Genomic DNA, 26,333 nt, shown 5'->3' on the forward strand with positions numbered 1-26,333 from the left:
GCAGGCGGCCACAACCCGCGTGCGCGCGGGCCTTTCCTGTCACGTAAGAGCAGCAGAATCTTGTCCCTTTCCGGCATCATCACCGCGCTGGCGACCCCTTTCGGTCCGGACGGCGCACTCGACCTGGATGCCTGGCGGCGGTTGCTGGAACAGCAACTGCACGGCGGCGTGCAGGGAATCGTCGTTGCCGGCTCCACCGGCGAGGCTGCCGCATTGAGCGACGAGGAGTACGACACCTTGTTGCGCGCTGCGGTTGCGCAGGTGGCCGGCCGCGTGCCGGTGCTGGCCGGTACCGGCCTGTCGGGTACCGCCAAGACCATCGCGCAGACGCGCCGCGCCGCTGCGCTGGGTGCGCAGTACGCGCTGGTGGTGACGCCGCCGTACGTGCGTCCGACCCAGGCCGGGCTGCAGGCGCATTTCCTGGCGGTTTCCGACAATGGCGGGCTGCCGGTGGTGCTGTACAACGTGCCCGGCCGCACCGGATGCGACCTGTTGCCGGAGACGGTTGCCACGCTGGTCGGGCATCCGAACATCGTCGGCATCAAGGAAGCGCGCAGTGAACCCGAGCGCGTGGCCGCGCTGTTGTCGCTGCGCAGCGACACCTTCGTGGTGCTTAGCGGCGACGACGGCAGCGCCGCGCAGGCGATGCTGTCCGGCGCCGACGGATTGATTTCGGTGGCGTCCAACGCCTTGCCGTCGGCCTATCGGCGCTTGTGCGACCTGGCCCGCGATGGCCAGCGTGAGGCGGCCACCACGTGGGACGCACGCCTGAGCGAGTACCACAGTTTCTGCGGCATCGAATCCAATCCCATCCCGGTCAAGGCGCTGCTGCAGCGCGCCGGGATCGGACACGGCCTGCGTTTGCCGTTACTGCCCCTTTCTGCGGCGCACCAGCCTGCCGCCGACCGCCTTGCCGCCGACGCTGTTGCGTTGGAAGCGCTTTCCAGCCGCGAAATGCTCGCGGCCTGACCCAGGAGATCTATCGATGCGTCATTCCGTTTCCCCCGTCCGCGTGCTCTCGCTCGCGTTGCTGGCGACCGCCACCGTCGCCGCCACGAGCGGTTGCAGCTGGTTCCACAAGGGTGCGCGCGGTGACTACGCGCTGGCCCCGGAATCCCGTCCGCTGGAAGTACCACCGGATCTGAACCTGCCCGACACCTCCGGTGCGATGAAGGTGCCGACGCTGGCATCGAGCGCGCAGCAGAACACTTCGGCGCCGCCGTCCGCCAGCGCCAACAGCGGTTTCACCGTGGCGGGCGAGCGCGACGAAGTGTTCGCCAAGGTCGGTGCGGCACTGGCCGACATTCCCGGCCTGACCATCGCCAGCAAGGCGCAGATGCTCGGTTCCTACGACGTGAGCTACGAAGGTTCCAGCTTCCTGGTACGCGTGGTGAAGGTCGACGCCGGCAGCTATGTGTCGGCAGTGGATCCGCGCGGCATGCCGGCCACTGCGGCAGCGCCGGTGGCGGTCATCACGGCGTTGAAGGGCAAGCTGGGCGGCTGAGGCCGCTGCAGCCATCGCAGACAGCAGAACGGGCGCTTCGGGCGCCCGTTCTGCGTTTCTGATGCGGTGTCGTCGCTGCCCTGGCGTTGCTGCGGCTGAAGGCGGCCAGGCGCTATGTCAGCGTTGCAGCAGCGGCAACTTGTTCGGCTTGCCGTCCCACTCGGCGGCATCGGGCAGCGGCTCCTGGCGCACGGTCAGCACCGGCCAGGCCTTGGCCAGCTCGGCGTTGAGCGCGACGAAGCCTTCCTGGCCTGCCGGGACGTCGTCTTCCGGGTAGATCGCATTGGCCGGGCATTCCGGCTCGCACAGCGTGCAGTCGATGCACTCATCCGGGTCGATGACCAGGAAATTCGGGCCGACGTGGAAGCAATCCACCGGACAGACCTCGACGCAGTCGGTGTATTTGCACTTGATGCAGTTTTCGGTGACAACAAAAGGCATGGCGGAATCCGGCGTTTAGCCTGTCAATTCTAAAGCAGTCCGGTGGCCGGTGTGGGGTTGGCCGGGATTTGTCGGCCTCCAGCCCTGGCCGCTCGGCGCGGTCCTGACCGTCTCCGGTCAGGCCAAGCCGCGTTGCCTGGCCAGCGCGAACAATCCCGTCGCAGCCAGATCTTCCCGATGCAGCTGCGTCTGCACGCCCAGATGCGCCAGCGCCAGCGCATAGCGTTGCGCCAGGCCGGGGCTGCCGACCAGGTGCACGGTGGCGTGATTGCCGCGGTGCTCGCGCAGTTCGTGGCCGATCAGCAGGCCCGACAGATAGGACGGCAGCGCGCTGGCGGCGAGGCGGTCGAACAGGCCCAGTGTGCGTGCGCCGAACAGGTGGTGGCTGAGCCCGCCGGGCTCGGCGCTGCGATCGACGCCTTGCGCGAATGCGTCGGTGTCGAGTTCTGCATCACCGTCCTGCATCAGCTTGCCCAGGATGCTGTGCTGGCGCAGCACCGCGTACAGTTCGCCGGTCATGACGGTGGCGAAACCGGTCAGCTGGCCGTGGTCGAGCTGCGCCCATTTGCTGTGGGTGCCGGGCAGGCAGGCGACGTGCGCGCCGTCGCCGAGTGCGGCGATCAGGCCGACCAGCTGGGTTTCCTCGCCACGCATGACATCGGGCACGCCGTGCTGCTGGCCGGTACTCACGCCGGGCACGAACCACAGCGTGCGTCCGGGCAGCAGGTCGGCGTAGCTGCGCATCGCCTGCGCCAGCGCGGCGGTATCGGCCGGGCAGGGCAGATAGGCCTGTTCGACCCAGCCATTGCGGCTGCCGATCATGCCCGACAGCAGCAGCGGGCCGTCCCAGCCCTCGATCAGCGTGCTCAGCACCTCGGCGAAGCGGCCCTGGCAGGTCAGGATGCCGTCGCTGCCGCGGCGCTGCTCCAGCACCCGGCCGTCGGCAGCGAGTAGATAGCCGCGCAGGCTGCTGGTGCCCCAGTCGATGGCGATCATGCGCTGGCCACCCGGCTCTCGGGCAGGCCGTTGATCGGCACGTCGCAGACGTACAGGCCGCCGGCTTCCGGCGTGCGCGCCAGTTCTTCGGCGCTGTGGTCCAGGCGCGAGCTGATCACGTGCAGGCGGTCCAGCGCGGCACCGCCGAAGGCGCTGCAGGTGGGGTGCTTGACCGGCAGTTGCACGATGCGCTCGATGCTGCCGTCGGGGCGGTAACGCACCACGCGCCAGGCGCGCCACTGCGCATTCCACAGATGGCCTTCGCTGTCGATGATGGAGCCGTCCGGCTCGGCGTCGTCGCGATCCAGCGTGGTGAACACGCGCACGTTGCTGGTCTGGGCGGTGTCGGCATCGTAATCGCAGCACAGGATCTGCGGGCGCAGCGAGTCGCAGTAGTAGAGCGTGCAGCCGTCGGGACTGAAGCAGATCGAGTTGGGGATCGACACGCCCGGCAGCGGCAACGCACGCAGGCCGTGGCGCAGCGAGAACTGGTACATCGCGCCGCGTGCGGCCTTGTGGTCGTGCTCGTCCATGGTGCCGAACACGAGGTTGCCGTTGCGATCGGCGCGGCCATCGTTGCTGCGCGTGTGCGGGTTGTCGGCTTCGATATCGGCCAGGTGCTGGAGCGGCAGGCTGTCGCCGTCGGCGTTGTCCGGGTCGGCGATGCAGATCGACTTGGCCAGCGCGATGAGCACGCGGCCGTCGTCCATCAGGCCGAGGCAGCCGGGGCGGTCCGGCAGTGTCCAGTACTGCGTGCGTGCGCTGTGCGGATGATGCCGCCACAGCCGCTTCTCGCTGATGTCCACCCAGTACAGTGCTTCACGTTGCTCGCACCACAGCACGCCTTCGCCATGCGTGCAGCGGCTGTCGACCGCCAGTACGGCGGTGTGTTCGGGCGTGCTCACCATTCGGCGATGCTGCCATCGCTGTGACGCCAGACCGGGTTGCGCCAGTCCGGCGGATTTTCGTTTGCGCGCTTGAGCATGTCTTCGTCGATCTCCACACCGAGCCCGGGCTTGGGCAGGGCGGCGATACTGCCATCGACACACTGAAAATCGTCTTTATTGATGACGTAGTCGAGCAGGTCGGCACCTTCGTTGTAGTGGATGCCGATGCTCTGTTCCTGCAGCACCGCGTTGTGCGACACGAAGTCCACGTGCAGGCAGGCGGCCAGCGCGATCGGGCCGAGCGGGCAGTGCGGCGCGAAGCCGACATCGTAGGCCTCGGCCATCGCGGCGATCTTGACGCACTCGGTGATGCCGCCGGCATGCGACAGGTCCGGCTGCACCATGCCGATCCCGCCGGCGCACAGCACGTTCTTGAATTCGAAGCGCGAGAACATGCGCTCGCCGGCGGCCAGCGGAATCGAGGTGCTTGCGGCCAGGCGCGGGTAGTACTCGGCCTGTTCGGCCAGCACCGGCTCCTCGACGAACAGCGGCTTGAACGGTTCCAGCTCGCGCAGCAGCGCCTTGGCCATCGGCGCGCCGACGCGGCCATGGAAGTCGATGCCAAAGTCGATGGTGTTGCCGAAGGCCTCGCGGATCTCGGCGACCTTGACCACTGCCGCATCGACCGCGCGCGCGCTGTCGATCAGCTTCATTTCCTCGGTGCCGTTGAACTTGAAGGTGTCAAAGCCCAGCGCACGGTAGTCGGTGATCTGCTGGATGATCGCGCCCGGGCGGTCGCCGCCGACCCAGCGGTAGGTCTTCATGCGATCGCGCACCAGCCCGCCCAGCAACTCGTACACCGGCACGCCCAACGCCTTGCCCTTGATGTCCCACAAGGCCTGGTCGATGCCGGCGATGGCGCTCATCAGGATCGCGCCGCCGCGGTAGAAGCCGGCGCGGTACATGGTCTGCCACAGGTCGTTGATGCGCGCCGGATCCTTGCCGATCACATAGCCGGCCAGTTCGTGCACGGCAGCTTCCACCGAGCGCGCGCGGCCTTCGATGACCGGCTCTCCCCAGCCGGTGATGCCCTCGTCGGTCTCGACCTTGAGGAACAGCCAGCGCGGCGCGGCATGGTAGGTGGTGAGGCGGGTGATCTTCATCCTTGCAGTTCCTGGTAGGCCTGCACGAAGGCGCGTGCATGCGTCTGGGTCGTTTCGAGCGATTGCGCGGGTTTGTACAGTTCGCCACCGATGCCGGCGCCGGCGGCGCCCTGGGCAAGGAAGCCGGCCAGGGTCTGCGGGCTGACGCCGCCGACCACATAGACCGGAATGTGGGTGGGCAGCACCGAGCGCAGCGCGCGCACATGCGCTGCGCCATAGGTGGCTGCCGGGAACAGCTTCAGGATCGTTGCGCCGGCATCGATGGCGTCGAACGCCTCGCTGGCGGTGGCGAAACCGGCCACCACGGTGAGCCCGCGCGACACCGCATGGCGGATCAGCGACGGGCGCGTATTCGGGGTGACGATGAAGCGCGCACCGATCTCGGCCAGGGTGTCGACATCGTCGTTGCGCAGCACCGTGCCGGCGCCGATCCAGGCGCGCTCGCCATAGGTCTGCTGTGCGAGCGCAATGCTCTCGGCCCAGCGCGGCGAATTGAGCGGGATCTCGATCGCGTCGAAACCGGCGTCGATCAGTGCACCGACATGGTCGAGCGTTTCTTCCGGCGTGATGCCACGCAGGATGGCGATCAGTGGCAGGGCGAACAGGCTGGCGGTGGTGTCTGAGGTCATCGTATTACTCGCGATAGAGCGGAAAACGGCCGTCGGCGGCCGGAGGGTCGCCAACGTCGGGGGAAGTTGCAGCGCTGCACGGCGGCGCGTGGAGGGCGGCAGGCAGCCGCGACGCGGTGGCTGCGGCACTTGCGTGCGCACTCCAACGGCCTGCAATTGGCCGGCAAGTTGCCGTCATCGTCGTCCACCTCCGCAATCATGGCGTGCGTGTTGCCATCTCGTGGAAGATGGGTCACGTCTGTTCTGGCCGCGCCCGGGAGGTAGGGGCTCCTGCTGCGGCGTTCGATAGCCTCGCGCGCGGAGATATGTGCTGCAAATGAAATTTTCGGCATATTCTATTCCTCCTACGAATACACCTGCGTGGCGATACCCCATGGCAAATTCCAGCACTCCCTGGTTCAACGCTGCCCGCCTCAAGACACGCCAGCTGCTGCTGCTGCTGCATCTGCACGAACAACGCTCGGTGCTGCGTGCGGCCGAGGCCGCCAGCATGACCCAACCGGCCGCCTCCAAGCTGCTGGCGGAAATGGAAGACATGCTGGGAGTGAAACTGTTCGAGCGGCATGCCCGCGGGGTGGAACCCACCTGGTACGGCCATGTGCTGATCCGGCGCGCACGCGCGGCGATGTCGGAGATCGGCCGGGCGCAGGAAGAAATCGCCGCGCTGCGTGCCGGGCGCATGGGCCAGGCCTCGATCGGCACCGTGGTCAATCCGGGTACCAACCTGGTGCCGCAGGCGATCGCCGAGGTCAAGCGCGAGTTCCCCGACATCCTGGTGCGGGTGGAAATGGACTACAGCCGCCCGCTGGTGGCCAAGTTGCTGGACGGCCAGCTGGACATCGTGATCGGCCGCATCCTGGGGCCGGAGGGCGTGGGCGAGCTGGAGTTCGAGCCGCTGGCCGATGAGCCGCATTCGGTGATCGCGCGTGCCGGCCACCCGCTGGCCAGCCGGGCCGGCCTGCAGCATGCGGATCTGGTGCGCTATGGCTGGATCCTGCCGCCGGCCGACAGCGTGCTGCGCGCGCGGCTGGATTCGATGTTCATGGAGCACGGCGTGCAGACGCCGACCAATGCGATCGAGACCTCGTCGCTGCCGGTGACCTCCACGCTGCTGCGCGGCACCGACATGCTGACCGCCTTGCCGGTGGAATCGGTGGCGCCGCTGATCCAGGCCAAGCTGTTGACCGTGCTGCCGATCGAGCTGGGCGTGCGCATGGAGTCGTTCGGCATCATCCGGCGGCGCGACTACATCCTGCCGCCGGGAGCCGAGCGCATCCTGCAGGCGCTACGCAGCACCGCGCGTCGTTTGTATCCCGGTCTGCGCGGGCCGGATTCCACTGGTTAAGCGGGCTCTTCCATTTGTATTCCGCCAGGGCATACCAGGCTGTGAATTTTTCATTGGCTGGCGCTAGACCACGCGCCTATATCTGTGAGCCAGATCGCACGCTGAAGCGCACGTGAAGTCGGGCAGGTGATCGGCGGCCAAGCCGCCATGCAGTGAGAAGTGGAGCCGGGCGGCAACGCCCGCGTCCTGCACGATCATGCGGCCCGTTGACGGTGTCGCGACAACCAGTCTTCCGTCGTCTTGCGTCCTGGGAGGGATTCAGATGTACAAGTTTTCAAGCCATGCCTCGGCAGGGACGGGCGTGCACGCACGTCGTACCCCGCGTTTGCGTCATTCCGCCATGGCCGTCAGCATCGGGCTGTTGCTCGCCGCACCGGTGTACGCCCAACAGACGCAGTCGCCCCCGACTGCCCCCGCCGGCAATACTGCCGGCAACGCGGTGGATCTGGATGCGGTGGAAGTGCGCGGTGTGCGCGCCAGCCTGATCAAGTCGCAGGTGATCAAGCGCGATGCCAGCCAGGTCGTGGATTCGGTCAGTGCCGAGGACATCGGCGCCTTGCCAGACCGCAGCGTCACCGAAACCCTGCAGCGCGTCAGCGGCGTGACCATCGATCACTTTGCCGCGCGCAGCGACCCGGACCATTTCTCCGCCGAAGGCAGTGGCGTGATGATCCGTGGCCTGACCCAGGTGCGCGGCGAACTGAATGGCCGCGACATCTTCAGCTCCGCCAGCGGCCGCGGCCTGAGCTTCGAAGACGTGCCGGCCGAGTTGATGGCCGGTGTGGACGTCTACAAGAACCCCTCGGCGGAAATCATCGAAGGCGGGCTGGGCGGCACGGTCAATCTGCGCACGCGCATGCCGTTCGACAATCCGGGCCGGATCGTTGGCGGTAACGTCGATTACAACTACGGCGACATGAGCAAGAAGTACAAGCCGTCGGCCTCGTTCCTGTTCAGCGACCGCTGGAACACCGGCATCGGCGAAATGGGCTTCATGATCGACGTCGCGCACTCGGAGCTGGCCACGCGCTCGGACGGCATCCAGGTGGAGCCGTACGTGCGGCGGACCGATGAGGCCGTGCTGGCCGGCAGCGGGCGCAGCGAAGTGTTCGTGCCGGGCGGGGTGAACTGGCGTCAGCTGGATTTCGAGCGCAAGCGCGACGGGATCGCGGCGGCGTTCCAGTGGAAGCCCAGCGATGCCACCGAGATCTATGCGCAGTTCCTGCGCTCGCGCTACGAGATGAACTGGCAGGAGCGCGCTGCGTTCTTCAACGACAGCAACAACAGCATCACGCCGGCGCCAGGCACGACCTTCGACTACGACGATCGCGGCGCCTTCCTGCGCGGCTCGCCGGTATCCAGCTCGTGGCGCGGGGTGCTCACCGGCGATGGTATGCGCTTCAATACCGATAACCGCTATTCCGAACAGCGCACCACCACCACCGACATGTCGGTGGGCTTCAGCCATTTCTTCAACGACAACCTGCAGATCAAGGGCGATATGCAGCTGGTGGAGTCGGAGAACGAACAGCTGGATTTCACCGTGTTCAGTGCGACCTATCTGCCGGGCCTGTCCTACGACGTGTCGGGCAGGTATCCCAGCGTGCAGATCGCCAACCCGGCCTTCACCCAGGACCCGTCCAATTACTTCTGGGCGGCGGCGATGGACCACCTGGGCAAGAACCGCGGACGACAGCTGTCCACCCGTGTGGATCTGGAATACACCTTCGATGACAGCAGCTGGTTGCGCTTTGCGCGCTTCGGCATGCGCGCCACCGACCGCAACCAGATCAACAAGAATTCCGGCTACAACTGGGGCGTGATCTCCGACAACTGGGCCGCCATTCCGGGCACCAGCAACGGCCTGGCCAACATGTCCGAGTTCATGACCGACCAGTCGTCGTTGTTCACCTTCTCCGACTTCTTCCGTGGCGGCGTGAACGTGCCGACCACGCTGGTGGTGCCCAACAGCAGCCTGGTCAACAACTACGCCTCGGCCTCGCAGATGATCCAGCAGATCGTGGCGTTGCGCGGCTATGGCTGGGCGCCGGAGACCTATCAGCCGCAGGACACCAACCGCCAGTTCGAGCGCACCCAGGCCGCCTATGCGGCGCTGTACTTCGGCAACGACGAGGCCTGGGGCATTCCGGTGGACGGCAACGTCGGCATCCGCGTGGTGCAGACCAAGACCCAGGCCGAGGGCTTTGGCCAGTTCCAGAATCTGGCCGGCCTCAACGTCTCGCCGGAACTGCAGGCGCGCTACACCGGGCAGTACTTCGAGAACAACTCCCAGGGTCGTTACACCAACGTACTGCCCAGCCTGAACCTGCGTCTGCGCTTCACCGACAGCCTGCAATGGCGCTTTGCCGCCTCCAAGGCAATGGCGCGCCCGGACTACACCCAGTTGCAGCCATATGTCTTGCTCAACGTGGAGACCAACGACGCCGGCCAGGCGACCGATTTTGTCGGCACCGCCGGCAACCCGAACCTCAAGCCGATGGTGGCCAACCAGTTCGACACCGCGCTGGAGTGGTACTTCGACACCAGCGACATGCTGTACGCCACGCTGTTCTACAAGAAGGTCAAGGATTACTTCTCCACCCAGACCCGCAGCGAGATCTACGACATCCGCCCCTGGCTGGTGACGCGTCCGTACAACATGGACGAGGGCACCATCCGCGGCGCGGAACTGGGCTATACCCAGTTCTTCGATCAGCTGCCGGGTTGGCTGAGCGGGTTCGGCGTCAATGCCAACTTCACCTTCGTCGACAGCCAGGGCGGCGCCAACACCGCCACCGACCCGTACACCAACACCACCGTCACCGGGGTCGAGCTGCCGCTGGAAGGCTTGTCGCGGCGCAGCTACAACCTGGCCGGCATCTACGAGAAGGGGCCGTTGTCGCTGCGCCTGGCCTACAACTGGCGCTCGCGCTACCTGCTGACCACCAGCGATGCGTCCACCCGTCTGCCCACCTGGGCCGACGACTACGGCCAGCTCGACGGCTCGTTCTTCTACCGCTTCAACGAACACCTGCAACTGGGCGTGCAGGCCAACAATCTGACCAACACGGTGACCAAGGTGCTGATGGGGCCGACCTCGTATGAGGGCGGGGAGGTGGATCCGCGTCTGTATACGCGCTCCTCCTTCGTCAACGACCGGCGCTATTCGCTGGTGCTGCGCATGAACTGGTAAGCGAAGGCCGTCACGGAACAGATGTGTGCGGGCTCATGGAGTTGAGCCCGCTTTGGCCGATCCGGCGATCCGGATCCGCAATGCCAGACCCGGCGGGTTTGTCGGCGTTGCTATAGGTTTTACGAATACCTTTCCAGGAATATTTCATTGGTGTGGCACGACGGCGCCGCCCTATGCTCCGGCCGCAGCCGCTAGGTAAACCCTGTCAGGATTACCACGCATCGCAACCGCCCGGCCTTCCGGTCGTGGGCGGATGCGGGCCAGCACCAACGACGGGCAGGGCGTTCGCGCACCGACCCGCTAAAACTAGAAGTACATGCGTCCTGGGAGGGAGCACCATGTCAGTGCAACATCGCCACATTCCGGCAGGCCGGACTGTGGGTCAGCGTTCGATCCGTGATTTCCGCCGCACCAAGGCGCAGCTGGTCAAGCAGAACGCCGAGCAGATCGTCGATTCGATCGTTGCCGAAGACATCGGCAAGCTGCCCGACAACAATGTCGCCGAGGCGCTGCAGCGTATTTCCGGCATCCAGATCACGCGCAACTACGGCGAAGGCAGCTCGATCGCCATCCGCGGCCTGACCCAGGTGCGTACCGAACTCAATGGCCGTGACATCTTCACCGCCAACGATGGCCGTGGCCTGAGCTTCGAGGACGTGTCGGCCGAACTGCTCGGCGGCGTCAACGTCTACAAGAATCCCTCGGCCGACATGATCGAAGGTGGCCTGGGCGGCACCGTCGACCTGCGCACGCGCCTGCCGTTCGACTACGACGGCCGCAAGATCGCCGGCAGCGTCCAGTACAACTATTACGACCTGGCCGACGACGGCAAGCCGGCGTTCTCGGGCCTGTTCAGCGATGGCTGGCAGACCGGCATCGGCGAGATCGGCCTGCTGGTGAACTACTCGCAGCAGAAGAGCCCGTTCCGCCAGGACACCATCTCGATCGAGCCGTGGTACACCCAGACCGATCTGCCGGGCTATGAAGGCCAGGGCGTGTCGGTGCCGCACGGCGCCGGCATCAACACCACCGTCGGCGAGCGTGAGCGCAAGACCGGTGCGTTCGCGATGCAATGGCGTCCCAACGATGCGGTGGAGGTCTACACGCAGGTGCTGCGTTCGGAATACGACTTCAGCTGGCACGACTATTCGTTCTTCGCCCTGACCGGCGCCAACCCGATGCAGGGCCTGCCCGGCATCGAAGTCAACGACCGCAACGAATTCGTCAACGGCTCGTTCCAGAACGTGCCGACCGAGTCCAACACCAGCCTGACCGAGCGGCATTCGGTGACCACCGATTACTCGCTGGGCGCCAAGTGGACGGTCAACGAGAAGCTGACCCTGAGCACCGACTTCCAGTATGTCGATGCCACCACCACCGGCACGCGCTACATCCTGTCCACCGGTCAGTCCACCAGCCCGCAGTTCAATGTCGACTTCCGCGGCGATCTGCCGCGCCTGTCGGTGACCGATGCCAGCGGCGCGGAAGGTTATCTGGCCGACGTCAACAACTACGACGGTTGGCGCTATCACCTGGACAACAAGGACGACAACAAGGGCACCGAGTTCGCCTGGCGCGCCGACATGGATCTGGCCTTCGACAGCGACTTCGTGCGCAGCTTCAAGGCCGGTGTGCGCTACACCGACCGCGATGCCGAGACCAAGGGCAATATCTATCGTTTCATGTGCATCAACAACTGCGCGGGCGCGCCGTTCTCGCAGTTCCCCAGCGTTGGCGTCGTGACCAATCCGATCACCGATTTCTTCCGTGGTGAAAGCCATGCCTTCGGTCCGACCCTGACCGCATCCGATGCGGCGGTGGCGAACTATCGGCAGACCCTGGCCACCTTCGGTGCCAGCCCGCTGGAGTTTTCGCCCAACAACATCAACGCGCAGACCGAGAAGACCTACGCGGCCTACGGCGTGTTGCGCTTCGGCGTGGACAGTGATTCGATTCCGTTCGACGGCAACATCGGCGTGCGCGTGGTGCGGACCGAGGTCGGCTCCACCGGCGTGCGTACCGGCACCGACGGCGAGGGCGGCGGCCTGATTCCGGTGGACGCGCAGCAGACCTATACCGACGTGCTGCCGAGCTTGAACCTGCGCTGGATGCTGAGCGATCAGCTGCAGTGGCGTTTTGCCGCCTCGCGCGGTATCTCGCGTCCCACCTTCGATCGCCTCAACCCGAACCTGAGCCTGAGCACCGGCACCTCCAACGGCGCCTCGACCTTCACCGGCAGGGCGGGTAACCCCGATCTGGAGCCGGTCAAGGCCGATCAGTTCGACACGGCGCTGGAGTGGTATTTCGGCCAGGGTTCGATGATGTACGGCACCCTGTTCTACAAGAAGGTCGAAGGCTTCATCGCCGACAGCGTGTTCAACGAGGTCTACGATGGTCGCGTGTGGCAGATCACCCGTCCGGTCAACGGCGATGCCGGCAAGATCCGCGGTGCGGAACTGGGCTACACGCAGTTCTTCGACTTCCTGCCGGGCTGGCTGAGCGGCTTCGGCCTGCAGACCAACTACACCTATGTCGACAGCGAGGCGCCGAGCCCCACCGCCACCGACACCAACGGCCAGGCGCTGACCGTGCCGCTGGAAGGCCTGTCCAAGAACAGCTACAACGCGATCCTCAGCTACGAAACCTCGCGCTTCCAGGGCCGTGTGGCCTACAACTGGCGCAGCGACTGGCTGGTGACCACCGCAGGCAACGGCACCGGCAACCTGCCGGTCTACAACAAGGGCTTCGGCCAGCTGGATGCCTCGCTGCGTTTCAACATCAATGATGTGTGGTCAATTTCGCTCGATGGCGTGAATCTGCTTGATACCCGGCGCGAAAGCTATCTGGGCACCGAGTCGCGCTACCGTGACTTCGTGATCAACGATCGTCGGTATGGCCTGACATTGCGGGCCAGCCTGTAGAACGCGCCGTAGGAAGTGCGTCTCCGGTCCGGCGAGCTGTGCAGGCAGCCCGTCGGGCCGGTGTTTTTCCTATCGACGGCATGCCGTCGATCGCAAGGGGAGCCGGAGGAATGATCGCTGTGATCGATCCGCCTACTGTGCGCCGCGTTACCGCAGCGATGTGGCCGGTCCGTGTATGGCTGGCACTGCTGGTGCTGTTGTCGCTTTCGATTTTGCCGCTGCAGGCCGCCGACCCGGCGGTGCAGGGGCCTTACCAATGGCGCAGCGTCGCCATCGGCGGTGGCGGATTCGTCACCGGTGTGCTGTTTCATCCCGCCGAGCGCGATCTTGCGTATGCACGCACCGATGTCGGTGGTGCGTACCGCTGGGATGCGCGCGCGCAGCAGTGGGTGGCGCTGACCGACTGGCTGGGCGCCGACGACTGGAACCTGATGGGGATCGACGCATTCGCGGTCGATCCTGCCGACCCGCAGGCGCTGTATCTGGCCGCAGGTACTTACATGCACGAGCGCGCCGGCAATGCTGCGGTGCTGCGCTCGTTTGATCGCGGCCGCAGTTTCGAGCGTGCCGAGTTGCCGTTCAAACTCGGCGGCAATCAATTGGGCCGTGCCAATGGCGAACGGCTGGCGGTGGACCCGCACGATGGCCGTGTGCTGTTGCTCGGCTCACGCGATGCAGGCCTGTGGCGCAGCGACGATCGCGGCGCGCACTGGGCGCGGGTGGACGCATTTCCTGCCGAGGCATTGGCGGGCGCGACGGCGCGCAATCATGTCGGACGCGAACAGGCCGTGGGCATCGCCTTTGTCGTCTTCGATGCCGCCAGCGGCCGCGCCGGTCGGCCGACCCCGCGCATCTATGTCGGCGTGTCCACCGCGCAGACCAGCCTGTATGTCTCCGACGACGCCGGTCGCAGCTGGACGGCGGTGGCCGGGCAACCCAGGGGCCTGCGTCCCAGCCATATGGCCGGTGGCAGCGATGGACAGTGGTACCTGAGCTACGGCGACCAGCCCGGCCCGGATCTGATGGCCGGTGGCGCGCTGTGGAAATACACCCCGGCGCAGGGGCGCTGGAGCGAGGTCAGCCCGCTCGCGCAGCCGGCCGGCGGCGATGGCTTCGGCTGGGGCGCGGTGGCGGTGGATCCGCAGCAGCCGCAGGTGCTGCTGGCCAGCACCTTCCGCCGTCGTAGCCCGCGCGATGAGCTGTTCCGCAGCGTCGATGGGGGGCGCAGCTGGACGCCGTTGCTGGCCGGCGCGCAGTTCGATCACAGCGCCGCGCCATGGACCGCGCACGCCACGCCGCACTGGATGGGCGCCCTGGCGATCGATCCGTTCGACAGCAACCACGCCTTGTTCGTCACCGGCTACGGCATCTGGGCCTCGCGCAATCTGCAGGATTTCGCCAGGCAGCAGCGGCCGTTGCAGTGGTGGTTTCAGGATCGCGGGCTGGAAGAGACCGTGCCGCTGGATCTGCTCAGCCCGATGGCGGGCGCGCGTCTGCTCAGCGCACTCGGCGATATCGACGGTTTTCGGCACGACGATCTGGAACGTGCGCAGCTGCAGTACGCCGGCCCGCGCCTGACCAATGGCGAGAGCATCGATGCTGCGGGACAGGCCGCGCAGTGGGTGGTGCGCAGCGGCACCGTGCGCGATCGCCGCAACAACGAGATCCGTGCGCTGTATTCGCGCGATGGCGGCGCGCAGTGGACGGCATTCGCCAGCGAGCCGCCGGCCGGGCAGGGCGCCGGCAACATCGCCATTGCCGCCGATGCCTCGCAGGTGGTGTGGGCGCCGGACGCCGGCGGCAACTGGCGCACAGCCGATTTCGGCAAGCACTGGCAGCGTGTACAGGGGCTGCCCGAGACCGCAGTGGCAGTGGCCGATCGCGTCGATGCGCGGCGCTGGTATGCAGTGGATACCGCCAGCGGGCGCTTGTACGAGAGCCGCGATGGTGCAGTGAACTTTCGCGACACCGGCGCGCAGGTCGGCAGCCCGGTGCGCGACGAGCGCGCGCGTCCGCAGCTGCGCCCGGATCCGTGGCGGGCGGGGGTGGTGTATCTGGCCAGCCCCACGCTGGGCGTGATGCGCTGGCAGGGCGGGCGTTTGCAGACCTTGTCCAAACCGGATCAGGCGCGTTCACTGGGCATCGGCAAGGCATTGCGCGATGGCGCACCGCCGGCGCTGTATCTGGCCGGCCGCGTGGATGGCGTGGACGGCGTGTTCCGCTCCGACGACGAAGGCGCGCACTGGTTGCGCATCAACGACGACGCGCACCGGTTCGGCAAGCCGTACAGCGTCACCGGCGATCCGCGCATCCCCGGGCGCGTGTACTTCGCCACCGGTGGGCGTGGCATCTTCTACGGCGATCCACGATGAGCGCTGCGTCGCTGTGCGCGTCATCGCGCTGTCTTACCGTGTACGGCGGCGTGCGCCGTCGCATCGCTGCGCGCCGATTGGTCGCGCCGTCCCTGGAGATCATTGCATGAGCGCTTCCCTTATCCGTCGTGGCTGCCTGCTGGGCCTGGTGCTGATCAGCCCCGTAGCGTTGGCGCAACCGAGCTTGCCGTTGCTGTTTGCCGATGGCGCGGTGCTGCAGCGCGATCAGGCAATGCCGGTGTGGGGCTGGGCAACGCCGGGCGCTGCCATCACGGTGCGGTTCGACGGCAAGCAGGCCACCGCCAAGACCGACACACAGGGACAGTGGAAGGTGAGCCTGCCCGCACATACCGCCGGTGGCCCGTATGTGCTGAGCGTGCAGGGCGACGGCGGCCAATTGCAGGTGCGCGATGTGCTGGTCGGCGATGTGTGGCTGGCCAGCGGGCAATCCAACATGGAGTGGCCGTTGGCGCAGGCCAGCGATGGTCCGCAGGCGGTGTCCGCGGCCAACGACCCGCAGTTGCGGCACTTCAAGGTGCCCAAGTCGTGGTCGCTGCAGCCGGAAACGCGCTTGACCGGCGGCGACTGGAAGGCCGCCACGCCGGACAACGCAGGCGAGTTCACCGCAGTGGGGTATTTTTTCGCCAGGGAGCTGCGCGCCAGCACCGGCGTGCCGATCGGCATCGTCAACAGCACCTGGGGCGGCAGCGCGATCGAGGCGTGGATGGACGCGGCCTCGCTGGGCTTGAATGGCGAGAAGAACCAGGGCGCGATCGAGGCGATCAAGCAGCGCGATGCCGCCGCGCAGGCCGCCACCGGCAAGCGCATCGCGCGCTGGCCCAAGGTCGATGGCGACATGCCGCAGTGGCGCCAAGCGTCGTTCGACGACAGCGACTGGGACAGCATCCCGACCAGCCAGCAATGGGAATCCAGCGGCTATGACGGCATGGACGGCATCGCCTGGTATCGCACCACGGTCACCCTGAGCGCTGCCGAGGCCAAGGCCGGTATCGAACTGGGCGTGGGCCAGATCGACGACTCGGACATCACCTACGTCAATGGCCAGCAGGTCGGCACGACCGAAAAACAGTGGAACCTGCCGCGCGTCTACCAGGTGCCTGCCTCCGCCTTGCATGCAGGCGTCAACCACATCGCGGTGCGGGTGGAAGATATCAGTGGCGGCGGCGGCATGCATGGCCCGGACGAGCAGCGCTTCGTGCAGACCAGCGCCGGTGCCAAACGCACGCTGAGCGGCTGGAAGTTCCGTCCCGCCGCCGTGCGCGTGTCGCTGGCCGACAACAAGAATCAGCTGCCCACGCTGCTGTACAACCAGATGATCCACCCCCTGCAGCCGTTCCCGGTCAAGGGCGTGATCTGGTACCAGGGCGAAACCAATGCCAGTGAGGCCGGCGCGGTGAAGTACCGCGAACAGTTCGCCGCGATGATCCAGCAATGGCGCGCCGAGCGCGGCGCGAAAACGCTGCCGTTCCTGTGGGTGCAGCTGGCCAACTTCAAGGCCGGCGGCGACAGGGGCGAGCTGAGCCCGTGGGCACTGTTGCGCGAGTCGCAGTCCAAGACGCTGGCGCTGCCGGCGACCGGGCAGGCGGTGATCATCGATATCGGCAACCCTACCGATATCCATCCCACCAACAAGCGCGATGTCGGCCATCGACTTGCGATTGCTGCACGTCATGTAGCGTACGGCGAAACGCTGGTGTACAGCGCGCCGGTGTTCAAGCAGGCGCGCTTTGCCCAGGGCCAGGCCGTGCTGAGCTTCGATCTGCAAGGCAGTGCCTTGCAGGTGCGTAACGGGGGCGACGTGCAGGGCTTCCGCGTCGCCGGTGCCGACAAACACTTCCATCCGGCCACCGCGCGCATCGACGGCGATCGGATGATCGTGCGCAGCGACGCGGTGGCTGCACCGGCCGCGGTGCGCTACGGCTGGAGCGAAAACCCGGACGACGCCAACCTGGTCAATCGCGAACACCTTCCTGTTTCCCCCTTCCGCACCGATACCTGGTGACACGGAGTCCTATGTCCATGCATTCCCCCGTTACACGTGTGATTACTCCTTCGACTGCACGCCGCTGCCTGCGTCCGCTGCTGCTGTCCGCGCTGACGCTGGCCCTGGCTGCCTGCCAGTCCGGCCAGCAGGACGACAAAGCCAAGCCGGCCGCAGTCGCACCGACTGCCGGTACCGCAGCGACCGCGCCTGCCACGGCAGCGGCGCCGGCTGCGCAGACGCCGATGCCGCAGTTCGTCAGCAAGGATGGCAAGCACGCGTTGATGGTCGATGGAGCGCCGTTCCTGATCCTGGGCGCGCAGGTCAACAACTCCAGCAACTATCCCGGCGTGATGGACAAGGTGTGGCCGGCGATGCAGGTGCTGGGCCCCAATACCGTGCAGGTGCCGATCGCCTGGGAGCAGGTCGAGCCGGAAGAAGGCAAGTTCGATTTCTCCTTCGTCGATACGCTGCTCACGCAGGCGCGCGAGCACAAGGTGCGACTAGTGCTGCTGTGGTTTGCGACCTGGAAGAACAACGGGCCGGCGTATGCGCCGCACTGGGTCAAGACCGACAACCAGCGCTTCCCGCGCGTGGTGACGCGCGAGGGCAAGGCGATCGGGTCGCTGTCGCCACATGCGCAGGCCACCCTGGATGCCGACCGCAAGGCCTTCGTGGCCTTCATGCAACATCTGAAGCAGGTCGATCCGCAGCACACCGTGATCATGATCCAGCCCGAGAACGAGCCGGGCACCTATGGCAGCGTGCGCGACTTCTCGCCGATGGCGCAGAAGCTGTTCGACGGCCCGGTGCCGGACACACTGCTCAAGCGCCTGAACAAGCAGCCGGGCAGCTGGGCACAGGTGTTCGGTGCCGATGCGGACGAGATCTTCCATGCCTGGTCGATCGGTCGCTACATCGACCAGGTGGCCGAGGCCGGCAAGGCCGAATACCCGCTGCCAATGTACGTCAATGCCGCGCTGCGCGGCCCGTTCAATCCCGGCCAGCCCGGCCAGTACGCCAGCGGCGGCCCCACCGACAACGTGCTGGACGTGTGGAAGGCGGCCGGCCCGCATATCGATCTGCTGGCGCCGGATATCTACATGCCCGAGTACCGCACCTACACCACGGTGCTGGAGCGTTACGCCCGCCCGGACAATGCGCTGTTCGTCGCCGAAACCGGCAACCGCCCCGAATACGCACGTTACCTGTTCCCCGCGCTGGGCCATGATGGCATCGGCTGGTCGGCGTTCGGCATGGACTACACGCGGTACTCCAACTATCCGCTGGGCGCCAAGCACGTCAATGAAGAAACGCTGGCGCCGTTCGCGCTGGGTTTCGAGCTGGTCAAGCGCGGCATGCGCCCGTTCGCCAAGGCCGCCTCCGAAGGAAAGCTGCACGGCACCGCCGAAGAACCCGGCCAGGCGGTGCAGGAGCTGAAGCTCAACGACCGCTGGAGCGCCACCATCACCTACGGCGTGCCGCAGTTCTGGTTCAAGGGCGAGCCGCCGGGCAACCCCGAGCCGATCGGTGCGGCGTTGATCGCCGAGCTGGGTCCGGACGAATTCCTGGTCACCGGCTATCACGTGCGCGTGACCCTGCATCCGGCCAGCGAGGCGACCGCCAACATGCTCTACGACCGCGTCGAGGAAGGCGTCTACGAAGGCAGCGACTGGAAGTTCGAGCGCAACTGGAACGGCGACCAGACCGATTACGGCGTCAACTTTTCCAGCGCACCGCAGCTGCTGAAGATCAAGCTGGCCACCTACAAGTAAGCCTGCACGGCCGCCTGCTGCGCAGCCTGATCGCTGCGCAGCAGGCCGTCTTCCAGGTCGAACGCAATGAACCCATGCGTTGCCGCCCCCGCGGCAGCGTTTCGTAATTCCAAGGGAGTGAACATGCAAACCATCAACCGTTCCGCCGGCCATGCGCCTGCCACCCGACGTACACCGCTTGCCCAGTGCCTGGCGTTGTCGCTGGCCTTGCTGGCCAATGCCGCGCACGCGCAGGAAGTGCGCAAGGCCGCCGATGGCATCACCGTGGTGCCGAGCGCCAAGGGCGCCGCACCGGTGCGTCTGCAGGTGGTCGATGCCGGCATCATCCGCGTCAGTGCCGACCCGGACGGCGACTTCGCGCGCAGCCCCAGCCTGATGCGCGTGCCGGTGCAGGGCGATGGCAACTTCCAGCTGGCCGAGCAGGGCGACAGCGTGCAGCTGAAGACCGGCAAGGTCACTGCCACCGTGTCCACCGTCGATGGCCATGTCAGCTTCGCCGATGCCAATGGCAAGCCGGTGCTGTCGGAGGTGGCTGGCGGGCGCAGCTTTGCGCCGCTGAAAGTGGAAGGCAAGCAGTACCTGAGCGTGCGTCAACGCTTCCAGTCGCCCGACGACGAAGCGCTGTACGGCTTCGGCCAGCACCAGCAGGGCTGGATGAATCAGAAGGGCCGCAACGTCGAGCTGCAGCAGAACAATCTCGACATGGCGGTGCCGTATCTGGTGTCCAGCCGCAACTACGGCCTGCTGTGGGACAACAACTCGATCAGTCGCCTGGGCGACCCGCGCGGCCTGCAGCCGTTGTCCCAGACGCTCAAGTTGTACGACGCCAAGGGCAAGCCGGGCGGCCTGACCGCGCGCTATGCGATCAATGGCAAACAGGTGCTGGAGCGCCGCGAAAGCGAGGTGAACTACCAGTACCTCAGCAACCTGGCCAAGTTCCCCAAGAAGGCGATGTCCAAGGACAAGAACAGCCGCATGCAGGTCAGCTGGGAGGGGCAGATCGAAGCGCTCACCGCTGGCCAGCACACCTTCTCGCTGTATCTGAGCGAGTACGGCAAGGTCTATGTGGACGGCAAGCTGGTCATCGATCGCTGGCGCCAGAACTGGAACCCGTGGAATCACGAGTTCACGCTTGACCTGGAGCCGGGCACGCGCCACTCCGTCAAGGTCGAATGGGACATGATCGACCCCAGCTACATCGCGCTGCTGCATCGCGACCCGCTGCCGGCCGCCGAAGCGCGTGACCTGTCGCTGTGGTCCGAAGCCGGCCAGATGATCGACTACTACTTCGTCTCGGCCGATTCCTACGACCAGGCCGTGGCCGGCTATCGCGAGCTCACCGGCAAGGCGGTGATGCTGCCCAAGTGGGCCTACGGCTTCTGGCAGAGCCGCGAGCGTTACAAGAGCCAGGACGAGTTGGTCGGCGCGGTGGCCGAATACCGCAGGCGCAAGCTGTCGCTGGACAACATCGTGCTCGACTGGTCGTACTGGCCCCAAGACGCCTGGGGTTCGCACGATTTCGACAAGCAGCACTTCCCGGATCCGGACGGCATGGTCAAGGCCGTGCACGACATGCATGCGCAGATCATGATTTCGATCTGGCCCAAGTTCTATCCCACCACCGCCAACTACAAGGAACTGGACGCGGCCGGTTTCATGTTCAAGCGCAACGTGGAAGTGGGCGAGCTGGACTGGATCGGCAAGGGCTACAAGAACTCGTTCTACGATCCGTACTCGGAAAAGGCGCAGGCGATCTACTGGCGCCAGGTCAACGAAAAGCTCAACAGCAAGGGCTTCGATGCCTGGTGGATGGATGCCGACGAACCGGATGTGCATTCCAACCTGGACATCGGCGAGCGCAAGGCACGCACTACGCCCAACGCGCTGGGCTCGTCCACCGAATACTTCAACTCCTATCCGCTGCCGCACACGCATGGCGTCTACGTGGGCGACCGCGCGGCCGACGACAAGCGCGTGTTCATCCTCTCGCGCAAGGGCTATGCCGGCACCCAGCGCAATGCGGTGGCGGTGTGGAGCGGCGACATCGTCTCGCGCTGGGACGACATGCGCGACCAGATCTCCGGTGGCGTCAACATGGCGCTGTCGGGCCTGCCCAACTGGACCTTCGACATCGGCGGCTTCTCGGTGGAGAAGCGCTATGAAAACCAGGACCCGGCGCATCTGCCCGAATGGCGCGAGCTCAACACCCGCTGGTTCCAGTTCGGCGCATTCGTGCCGATCTTCCGCTCGCACGGCCAGTTCCCGTACCGCGAGATCTGGAACATCGCCCCGGAAGGCACGCCGTTCTACGACAGCATGGCCTACTACAACCGCCTGCGTTACGCGCTGCTGCCGTACATCTACAGCCTGGCCGGCGACACCTATCAGCGCGATGGCGTGATCATGCGCGGCATGATGATGGACTTCCCGAACGATCCCAAGGTCCGCGACATCAACGACCAGTACCTCTTCGGGCCGGCCTTCCTGGTCGCACCGGTGACCCGCTTCGGCGCCACCTCGCGTCAGGTCTATCTGCCGGCCGGCAGCAGCTGGCTGGATTTCGCCACCGGCAAGCGCTACGAAGGCGGCCAGAGCATCGAAGCGGCTGCGCCGATCGAGCGTATGCCGTTGTTCGTGCGCGCCGGTTCCATCGTGCCGACCGGCCCGGTGCAGGAATACGTGGATCAGAAGCCGGATGCGCCGCTCACCGTGGTGGTCTACACCGGTGCCGACGGCCAGTTCTCGCTGTATGAGGACGACGGCAAGGGCTACGGCTACGAGAAGGGCGAGTTCAGCCGCATTCCGCTGAGCTGGAACCAGGCCAAGGGCGAGCTGAGCATCGGCAAGCGCGAAGGCAGCTGGACCGGCATGCAGGCCAGGCGTACCGTCAACGTGCGCTTTGTCGACGGCCCGCGCGAGGACGCCGGTGCGCTGGAGCCCAGGAGCGATGCCAGCATCCAGTACGACGGCAATCCGGTCAGCGTGTTGCAGTGCAAGATTGCGTCCGGCAAAGCGCGTCGTCGATGATCGCAACTCGTTGTCAGTCAGTGAGTGCGCAGATGCCGGATCGCCGCAAGGCTCGGGCGTGCAGGTCCGGTCATGCAGCACGGTGGTGCACGTGCTGACCCGCAGGGAAGTCTGCAAGGCAACCGGTGCCGCACTCGCGGCGCTGGGCGCTGCGCCGGCTGCCTCTGCCGTTGCTGCGCCGGCCAAGGCTGCCGGCGAGCAGTCGCTGCCTGCTGTTGCTGCGGGCGATGCCTTGCAGCTGTGGTACCGCGAACCGGCCAACGAGTGGGTGCAGGCACTGCCGGTCGGCAACGGCCGGCTAGGGGCGATGGTGTGGGGCGGCATTGCCCACGAGCGCCTGCAACTCAACGAGGACACGCTGTACGCAGGCGGCCCGTACGATGCCACCAGCCCTGAAGCGCTGGCGGCCCTTCCACAGGTGCGCGCGCTGGTGTTTGCCGGGCGCTATGCCGAGGCCGAAACACTGGCCGATGCGAAGATGCTCTCGCGTCCGCTCAAGCAGATGCCGTATCAACCGCTGGGCGATCTGCTGCTGGATTTCGATCGTGCCGACGGCATCAGCGAGTATCGCCGCCAGCTCGATCTGGATACCGGCGTGGCCACCACCACGTTCCGCTCCGGCGGTGCTGTGCACACGCGCGAGGTGTTCGTGTCGGCGCAGTCGCAATGCATCGTGGTGCGCCTGTCCTGCGATCGGCCCCGTGCGATTTCCCTGCGCGTGGGCATCGACAGCCCGCAGACCGGCGCGGTCACGGTGGAGCAGGGCGGGTTGCTGTTCAGCGGCCGCAACGGCAGCTTCGCCGGCATCGACGGCAAGCTGCGTTTTGCCTTGCGCGTGCTGCCGCAGGTCAAGGGCGGCACGCTCAGTGGCCTGCGCGACCGCCTGCGCATCGAAGCGGCCGATGAAGTGGTGCTGCTGCTCACCGCCGCCACCAGCTACCAGCGCTATGACGCCGTCGATGGCGATCCGCTCGCCTTGACCGCGGCAAGCATGCAGAAGGCCGGCAAACTGGATTACGCCGCATTGCTGCGTGCGCATCTGGCCGATCACCAGCGGCTGTTCCGGCGCGTGGCGATCGACCTGGGCAGCAGCGACGCGGCCAAGCTGCCCACCGACGAACGCGTGCAGCGTTTTGCGCAGGGTGACGATCCGGCGCTGGCGGCGCTGTATCACCAGTTCGGCCGTTACCTGCTGATCTGCAGCTCGCGGCCCGGCACCCAGCCGGCCAATCTGCAGGGCATCTGGAACGACCTGATGCACCCGCCGTGGGAAAGCAAGTACACCATCAACATCAACACCGAGATGAACTACTGGCCCAGCGAGGCCAACGCGCTGCACGAGTGCGTCGAACCGCTGGAATCCATGTTGTTCGATCTGGCCAAGACCGGCGCGCACACCGCACGTGCGATGTACGACGCACCCGGCTGGGTGGTGCACAACAACACCGATCTGTGGCGCCAGGCCGGCACGATCGATGGCGCCAAGTGGAGCCTGTGGCCGATGGGCGGCGTCTGGCTGCTGCAGCAGCTCTGGGACCGCTGGGATTACGGCCGCGACCGCGCCTATCTGGGCAGGATCTATCCCTTGTTCAAGGGCGCGGCGGAGTTCTTTGTCGCCACGTTGGTCAAGGATCCGCAGACCGGCGCGATGGTGACCAATCCCTCGATGTCGCCGGAAAACCAGCATCCGTTCAACGCCGCGCTGTGTGCCGGCCCCACGATGGATGCGCAACTGCTGCGCGATCTGTTCGGCCAATGCATCGCGATGAGCAAGCTGCTCAAGGTCGACGACGCCTTTGCGCAACAACTAAGCACGCTGCGCGAGCAACTGCCGCCCAACCGCATCGGCAAGGCAGGGCAATTGCAGGAATGGCAGCAGGACTGGGACATGCAAGCCCCGGAGATCCATCATCGCCACGTCTCGCATCTGTATGCGCTGCATCCGTCCAGCCAGATCAATCTGCGCGATACGCCCGAGCTTGCCGCCGCAGCAAGGCGCACGCTGGAAACGCGTGGCGACAACACCACCGGCTGGGGCATCGGCTGGCGCCTGAACCTGTGGGCGCGGCTGGCCGATGGCGAGCATGCCTACCGCATCCTGCAACTGCTGATCTCGCCCGAGCGCACCTACCCGAACCTGTTCGACGCGCATCCACCGTTCCAGATCGACGGCAACTTCGGCGGCACCGCCGGCATCACCGAAATGCTGCTGCAAAGCTGGGGCGGCACCGTGTTCCTGCTGCCCGCCCTGCCCAAGGCCTGGCCACGCGGCAGTGTGCGGGGCTTGCGCGTGCGCGGCGGCGCCAGCGTGGACCTGCACTGGGACGGCGGCCGCCTGCAGCAGGCCCGCGTGCACAGCGATCGTGGCGGGCGCTATCAACTGTCTTACGCAGGGCAGACCCTGGACCTGGAACTGGGCGCCGGTCGCACCCAGCAGGTGGGCCTCAACAACAACCGATTGGTGATGCAATGAGCTTGTACGTAGGACTGGATGTGGGCACGCAGAGCGTCAAGCTGGTTGCCTACGATCCGCAGGAGCGCGCCGTGGTCGCCACGATCGCCGCGCCGATGGAGCTGATCAGCCGCGACGATGGCACCCGCGAGCAGCAGGCGCAGTGGTGGATCGACGGCATCGTGCATTGCTTCGCCCAGCTCGATGGCGAGCAGCGTGCACGGGTGCGCGGTATTTCGGTCTCCGGCCAGCAGCACGGCTTCGTGCCGGTGGCCGCCGATGGCAGCGTCACCGCGCCGGTCAAGCTGTGGTGCGACACCAGCACCGCGCTGGAATGCGACGAAATCATGGACGCGGTGGGTGGTGCGGCAGGCAGCGTGGCCGCCGCCGGCAACCCGATCATGGCCGGCTACACCGCCTCCAAATTGCCGTGGACACGCAAGCATCGTCCCGAGGCGTATGCAGCGATGACCACGGTGATGCTGCCGCACGACTACGTGAATTTCTGGCTCACCGGCGAGCGCTTTGCCGAAGTCGGCGATGCCTCCGGCACCGGCTGGCTGGACGTGCGCACACGGCAGTGGTCCGAACGCATGCTCGGCGCGGTGGACGCACAGCGCGACCTGCGCGAGGCATTGCCGCCGCTGGTGGAGACCGGCGCGGTCTATGCCTTGTCCAACGCAGCCGCCGACGCATTGAACCTGCCGGCCGGCGTGCGTGTCACCACCGGCGGCGGCGACAACATGATGGCCGCGATCGGCACTGGCAACGTGGTGCCCGGTCGCCTGACCATGAGCCTGGGCACCTCGGGCACCTTGTTCGCCTACGCCGATCACCCGGTGGTGGACGAGGACGCACGCTGGGCCGCGTTCTGTTCGTCCAGCGGCGGCTGGCTGCCGCTGATCTGCACCATGAACTGCACGGTCGCCACCGAGGCGGTGATGCGCATGTTCTCGATCACCCGCGAGCAGACCGAGGACTTGATCGCCAGCACCACGCCGGGCGCAGATGGCCTGGTGCTGCTGCCGTTCTTCAACGGCGAGCGCACGCCCAATTTGCCGGACGCCCACGGCTGCCTGTTCGGCATGGACCTGCACAACACCACCGCCGCGCATTTCTATCGCGCCGCGATGGAAGGGGCGACCTACAGCCTGCGCAACGGCTTCGATGCCTTTGTCGCGGCGGGTCTGCAGTTCGACACCATCCTGCTCACCGGCGGCGGCAGCAAGAGCGCGCAGTGGCGGCAGATGGTGGCCGATATCTTCAACCTGCAGGTCGTGGTGCCGACCCAGCCCGAAGGCGCTGCCTTCGGTGCCGCATTGCAGGCCCTGTGGGCCTGCGATCGCGACGACGGCGGTGCGGACGCATTGTCGGATGTGGTGCTGGAGCATCTGCAGATCGACCAGGACCTGTCGGCGCACCCGGATCCGCAACGCGTGGCCCAGTACCAGCAGCACTACCAGACCTTCCTCAAGCACCTGCAGGTGGTCAGCCCGCTCTACGCCGGCTGATCGACCCGCTTTCTACAACTCCCCCAGCAGCAAGGACATTCCACCCCATGAGCAACACCGTCTACATCGGCGCCAAAGAATATTTCCCCGGTATCGGCAAGATCGGCTTCGAAGG

Annotated in this window: 16 protein-coding genes; 11 read left to right on the forward strand and 5 right to left on the reverse strand. The window is 66.2% G+C overall.

Going from position 1 to position 26,333, the window contains the following annotated elements; all coding sequences use genetic code 11:
• Positions 1-60: 60 nt before the first annotated feature.
• Positions 61-969 carry a 4-hydroxy-tetrahydrodipicolinate synthase gene (gene dapA, locus LL972_RS17420; RefSeq protein ID WP_228328659.1) on the forward strand — a complete coding sequence of 303 codons (909 nt, stop codon included), beginning with the start codon at positions 61-63 and terminating at the stop codon, positions 967-969.
• 16 nt (positions 970-985) lie between these two features.
• Positions 986-1,504, forward strand: a complete 519-nt coding sequence (locus LL972_RS17425) for a hypothetical protein (RefSeq protein ID WP_228328660.1) — start codon at positions 986-988, stop codon at positions 1,502-1,504.
• A 117-nt stretch (positions 1,505-1,621) separates the two neighbouring features.
• On the opposite strand, the gene fdxA is transcribed toward LL972_RS17425, so the two are convergent.
• The 5 genes from fdxA to LL972_RS17450 form a co-directional block, all read right to left on the reverse strand.
• Positions 1,622-1,945, reverse strand: a complete 324-nt coding sequence (gene fdxA / locus LL972_RS17430; protein ID WP_006453280.1) for a ferredoxin FdxA — start codon at positions 1,943-1,945, stop codon at positions 1,622-1,624.
• A 117-nt stretch (positions 1,946-2,062) separates the two neighbouring features.
• Positions 2,063-2,941 (reverse strand): 2-dehydro-3-deoxygalactonokinase, encoded by an 879-nt coding sequence (locus tag LL972_RS17435; protein WP_228328661.1) that lies wholly within the window; start codon positions 2,939-2,941, stop codon positions 2,063-2,065.
• On the reverse strand, positions 2,938-3,849 hold the full coding sequence (locus LL972_RS17440; RefSeq protein WP_228328662.1) for an SMP-30/gluconolactonase/LRE family protein: 912 nt from the start codon (positions 3,847-3,849) through the stop codon (positions 2,938-2,940). The genes LL972_RS17435 and LL972_RS17440 overlap by 4 nt, the downstream gene beginning before the upstream one ends.
• The gene (dgoD, locus tag LL972_RS17445; RefSeq protein ID WP_104582916.1) at positions 3,843-4,991 is read right to left on the reverse strand and encodes a galactonate dehydratase; all 1,149 of its coding nucleotides are present in this window, start codon (positions 4,989-4,991) and stop codon (positions 3,843-3,845) included. The genes LL972_RS17440 and dgoD overlap by 7 nt, the downstream gene beginning before the upstream one ends.
• Positions 4,988-5,620, reverse strand: coding sequence for a 2-dehydro-3-deoxy-6-phosphogalactonate aldolase (locus tag LL972_RS17450; protein WP_104582917.1), 633 nt, complete (start codon positions 5,618-5,620; stop codon positions 4,988-4,990). Before LL972_RS17450 ends, dgoD begins: the two co-directional genes overlap by 4 nt.
• A 373-nt stretch (positions 5,621-5,993) precedes the next feature.
• Between LL972_RS17450 and LL972_RS17455 the strand changes: the two genes are divergently transcribed.
• From LL972_RS17455 to xylB, 9 genes are all read left to right on the forward strand, one after another.
• Positions 5,994-6,965 (forward strand): LysR family transcriptional regulator, encoded by a 972-nt coding sequence (locus LL972_RS17455; RefSeq protein WP_228328663.1) that lies wholly within the window; start codon positions 5,994-5,996, stop codon positions 6,963-6,965.
• Between the two features lie 262 nt (positions 6,966-7,227).
• Complete coding sequence (locus LL972_RS17460; protein ID WP_228328664.1) at positions 7,228-10,158, forward strand: TonB-dependent receptor; 2,931 nt, start codon at positions 7,228-7,230, stop codon at positions 10,156-10,158.
• A gap of 338 nt (positions 10,159-10,496) precedes the next feature.
• Positions 10,497-13,079, forward strand: a complete 2,583-nt coding sequence (locus tag LL972_RS17465; protein ID WP_228328665.1) for a TonB-dependent receptor — start codon at positions 10,497-10,499, stop codon at positions 13,077-13,079.
• A 110-nt stretch (positions 13,080-13,189) separates the two neighbouring features.
• Positions 13,190-15,451 (forward strand): cellulase, encoded by a 2,262-nt coding sequence (locus LL972_RS17470; RefSeq protein WP_228328666.1) that lies wholly within the window; start codon positions 13,190-13,192, stop codon positions 15,449-15,451.
• Positions 15,452-15,557: 106 nt separating this feature from the next.
• Positions 15,558-17,474 carry a sialate O-acetylesterase gene (locus tag LL972_RS17475; RefSeq protein ID WP_228328667.1) on the forward strand — a complete coding sequence of 639 codons (1,917 nt, stop codon included), beginning with the start codon at positions 15,558-15,560 and terminating at the stop codon, positions 17,472-17,474.
• Between the two features lie 83 nt (positions 17,475-17,557).
• Positions 17,558-19,228, forward strand: coding sequence for a GH35 family beta-galactosidase GalD (gene galD, locus LL972_RS17480; RefSeq protein ID WP_323134224.1), 1,671 nt, complete (start codon positions 17,558-17,560; stop codon positions 19,226-19,228).
• A 123-nt stretch (positions 19,229-19,351) separates the two neighbouring features.
• On the forward strand, positions 19,352-22,255 hold the full coding sequence (locus LL972_RS17485) for a TIM-barrel domain-containing protein (RefSeq protein ID WP_228328669.1): 2,904 nt from the start codon (positions 19,352-19,354) through the stop codon (positions 22,253-22,255).
• Positions 22,256-22,346: 91 nt separating this feature from the next.
• Positions 22,347-24,728 carry a glycoside hydrolase family 95 protein gene (locus LL972_RS17490; RefSeq protein WP_228328670.1) on the forward strand — a complete coding sequence of 794 codons (2,382 nt, stop codon included), beginning with the start codon at positions 22,347-22,349 and terminating at the stop codon, positions 24,726-24,728.
• A complete protein-coding gene (xylB, locus tag LL972_RS17495) occupies positions 24,725-26,218 on the forward strand; it encodes a xylulokinase (protein WP_228328671.1) in 1,494 nt (497 codons plus the stop codon). The genes LL972_RS17490 and xylB overlap by 4 nt, the downstream gene beginning before the upstream one ends.
• Positions 26,219-26,333: the final 115 nt, after the last annotated feature.

It is taken from the genome of Xanthomonas campestris pv. asclepiadis (assembly GCF_020784175.1).
Lineage (GTDB): Bacteria > Pseudomonadota > Gammaproteobacteria > Xanthomonadales > Xanthomonadaceae > Xanthomonas > Xanthomonas campestris_D.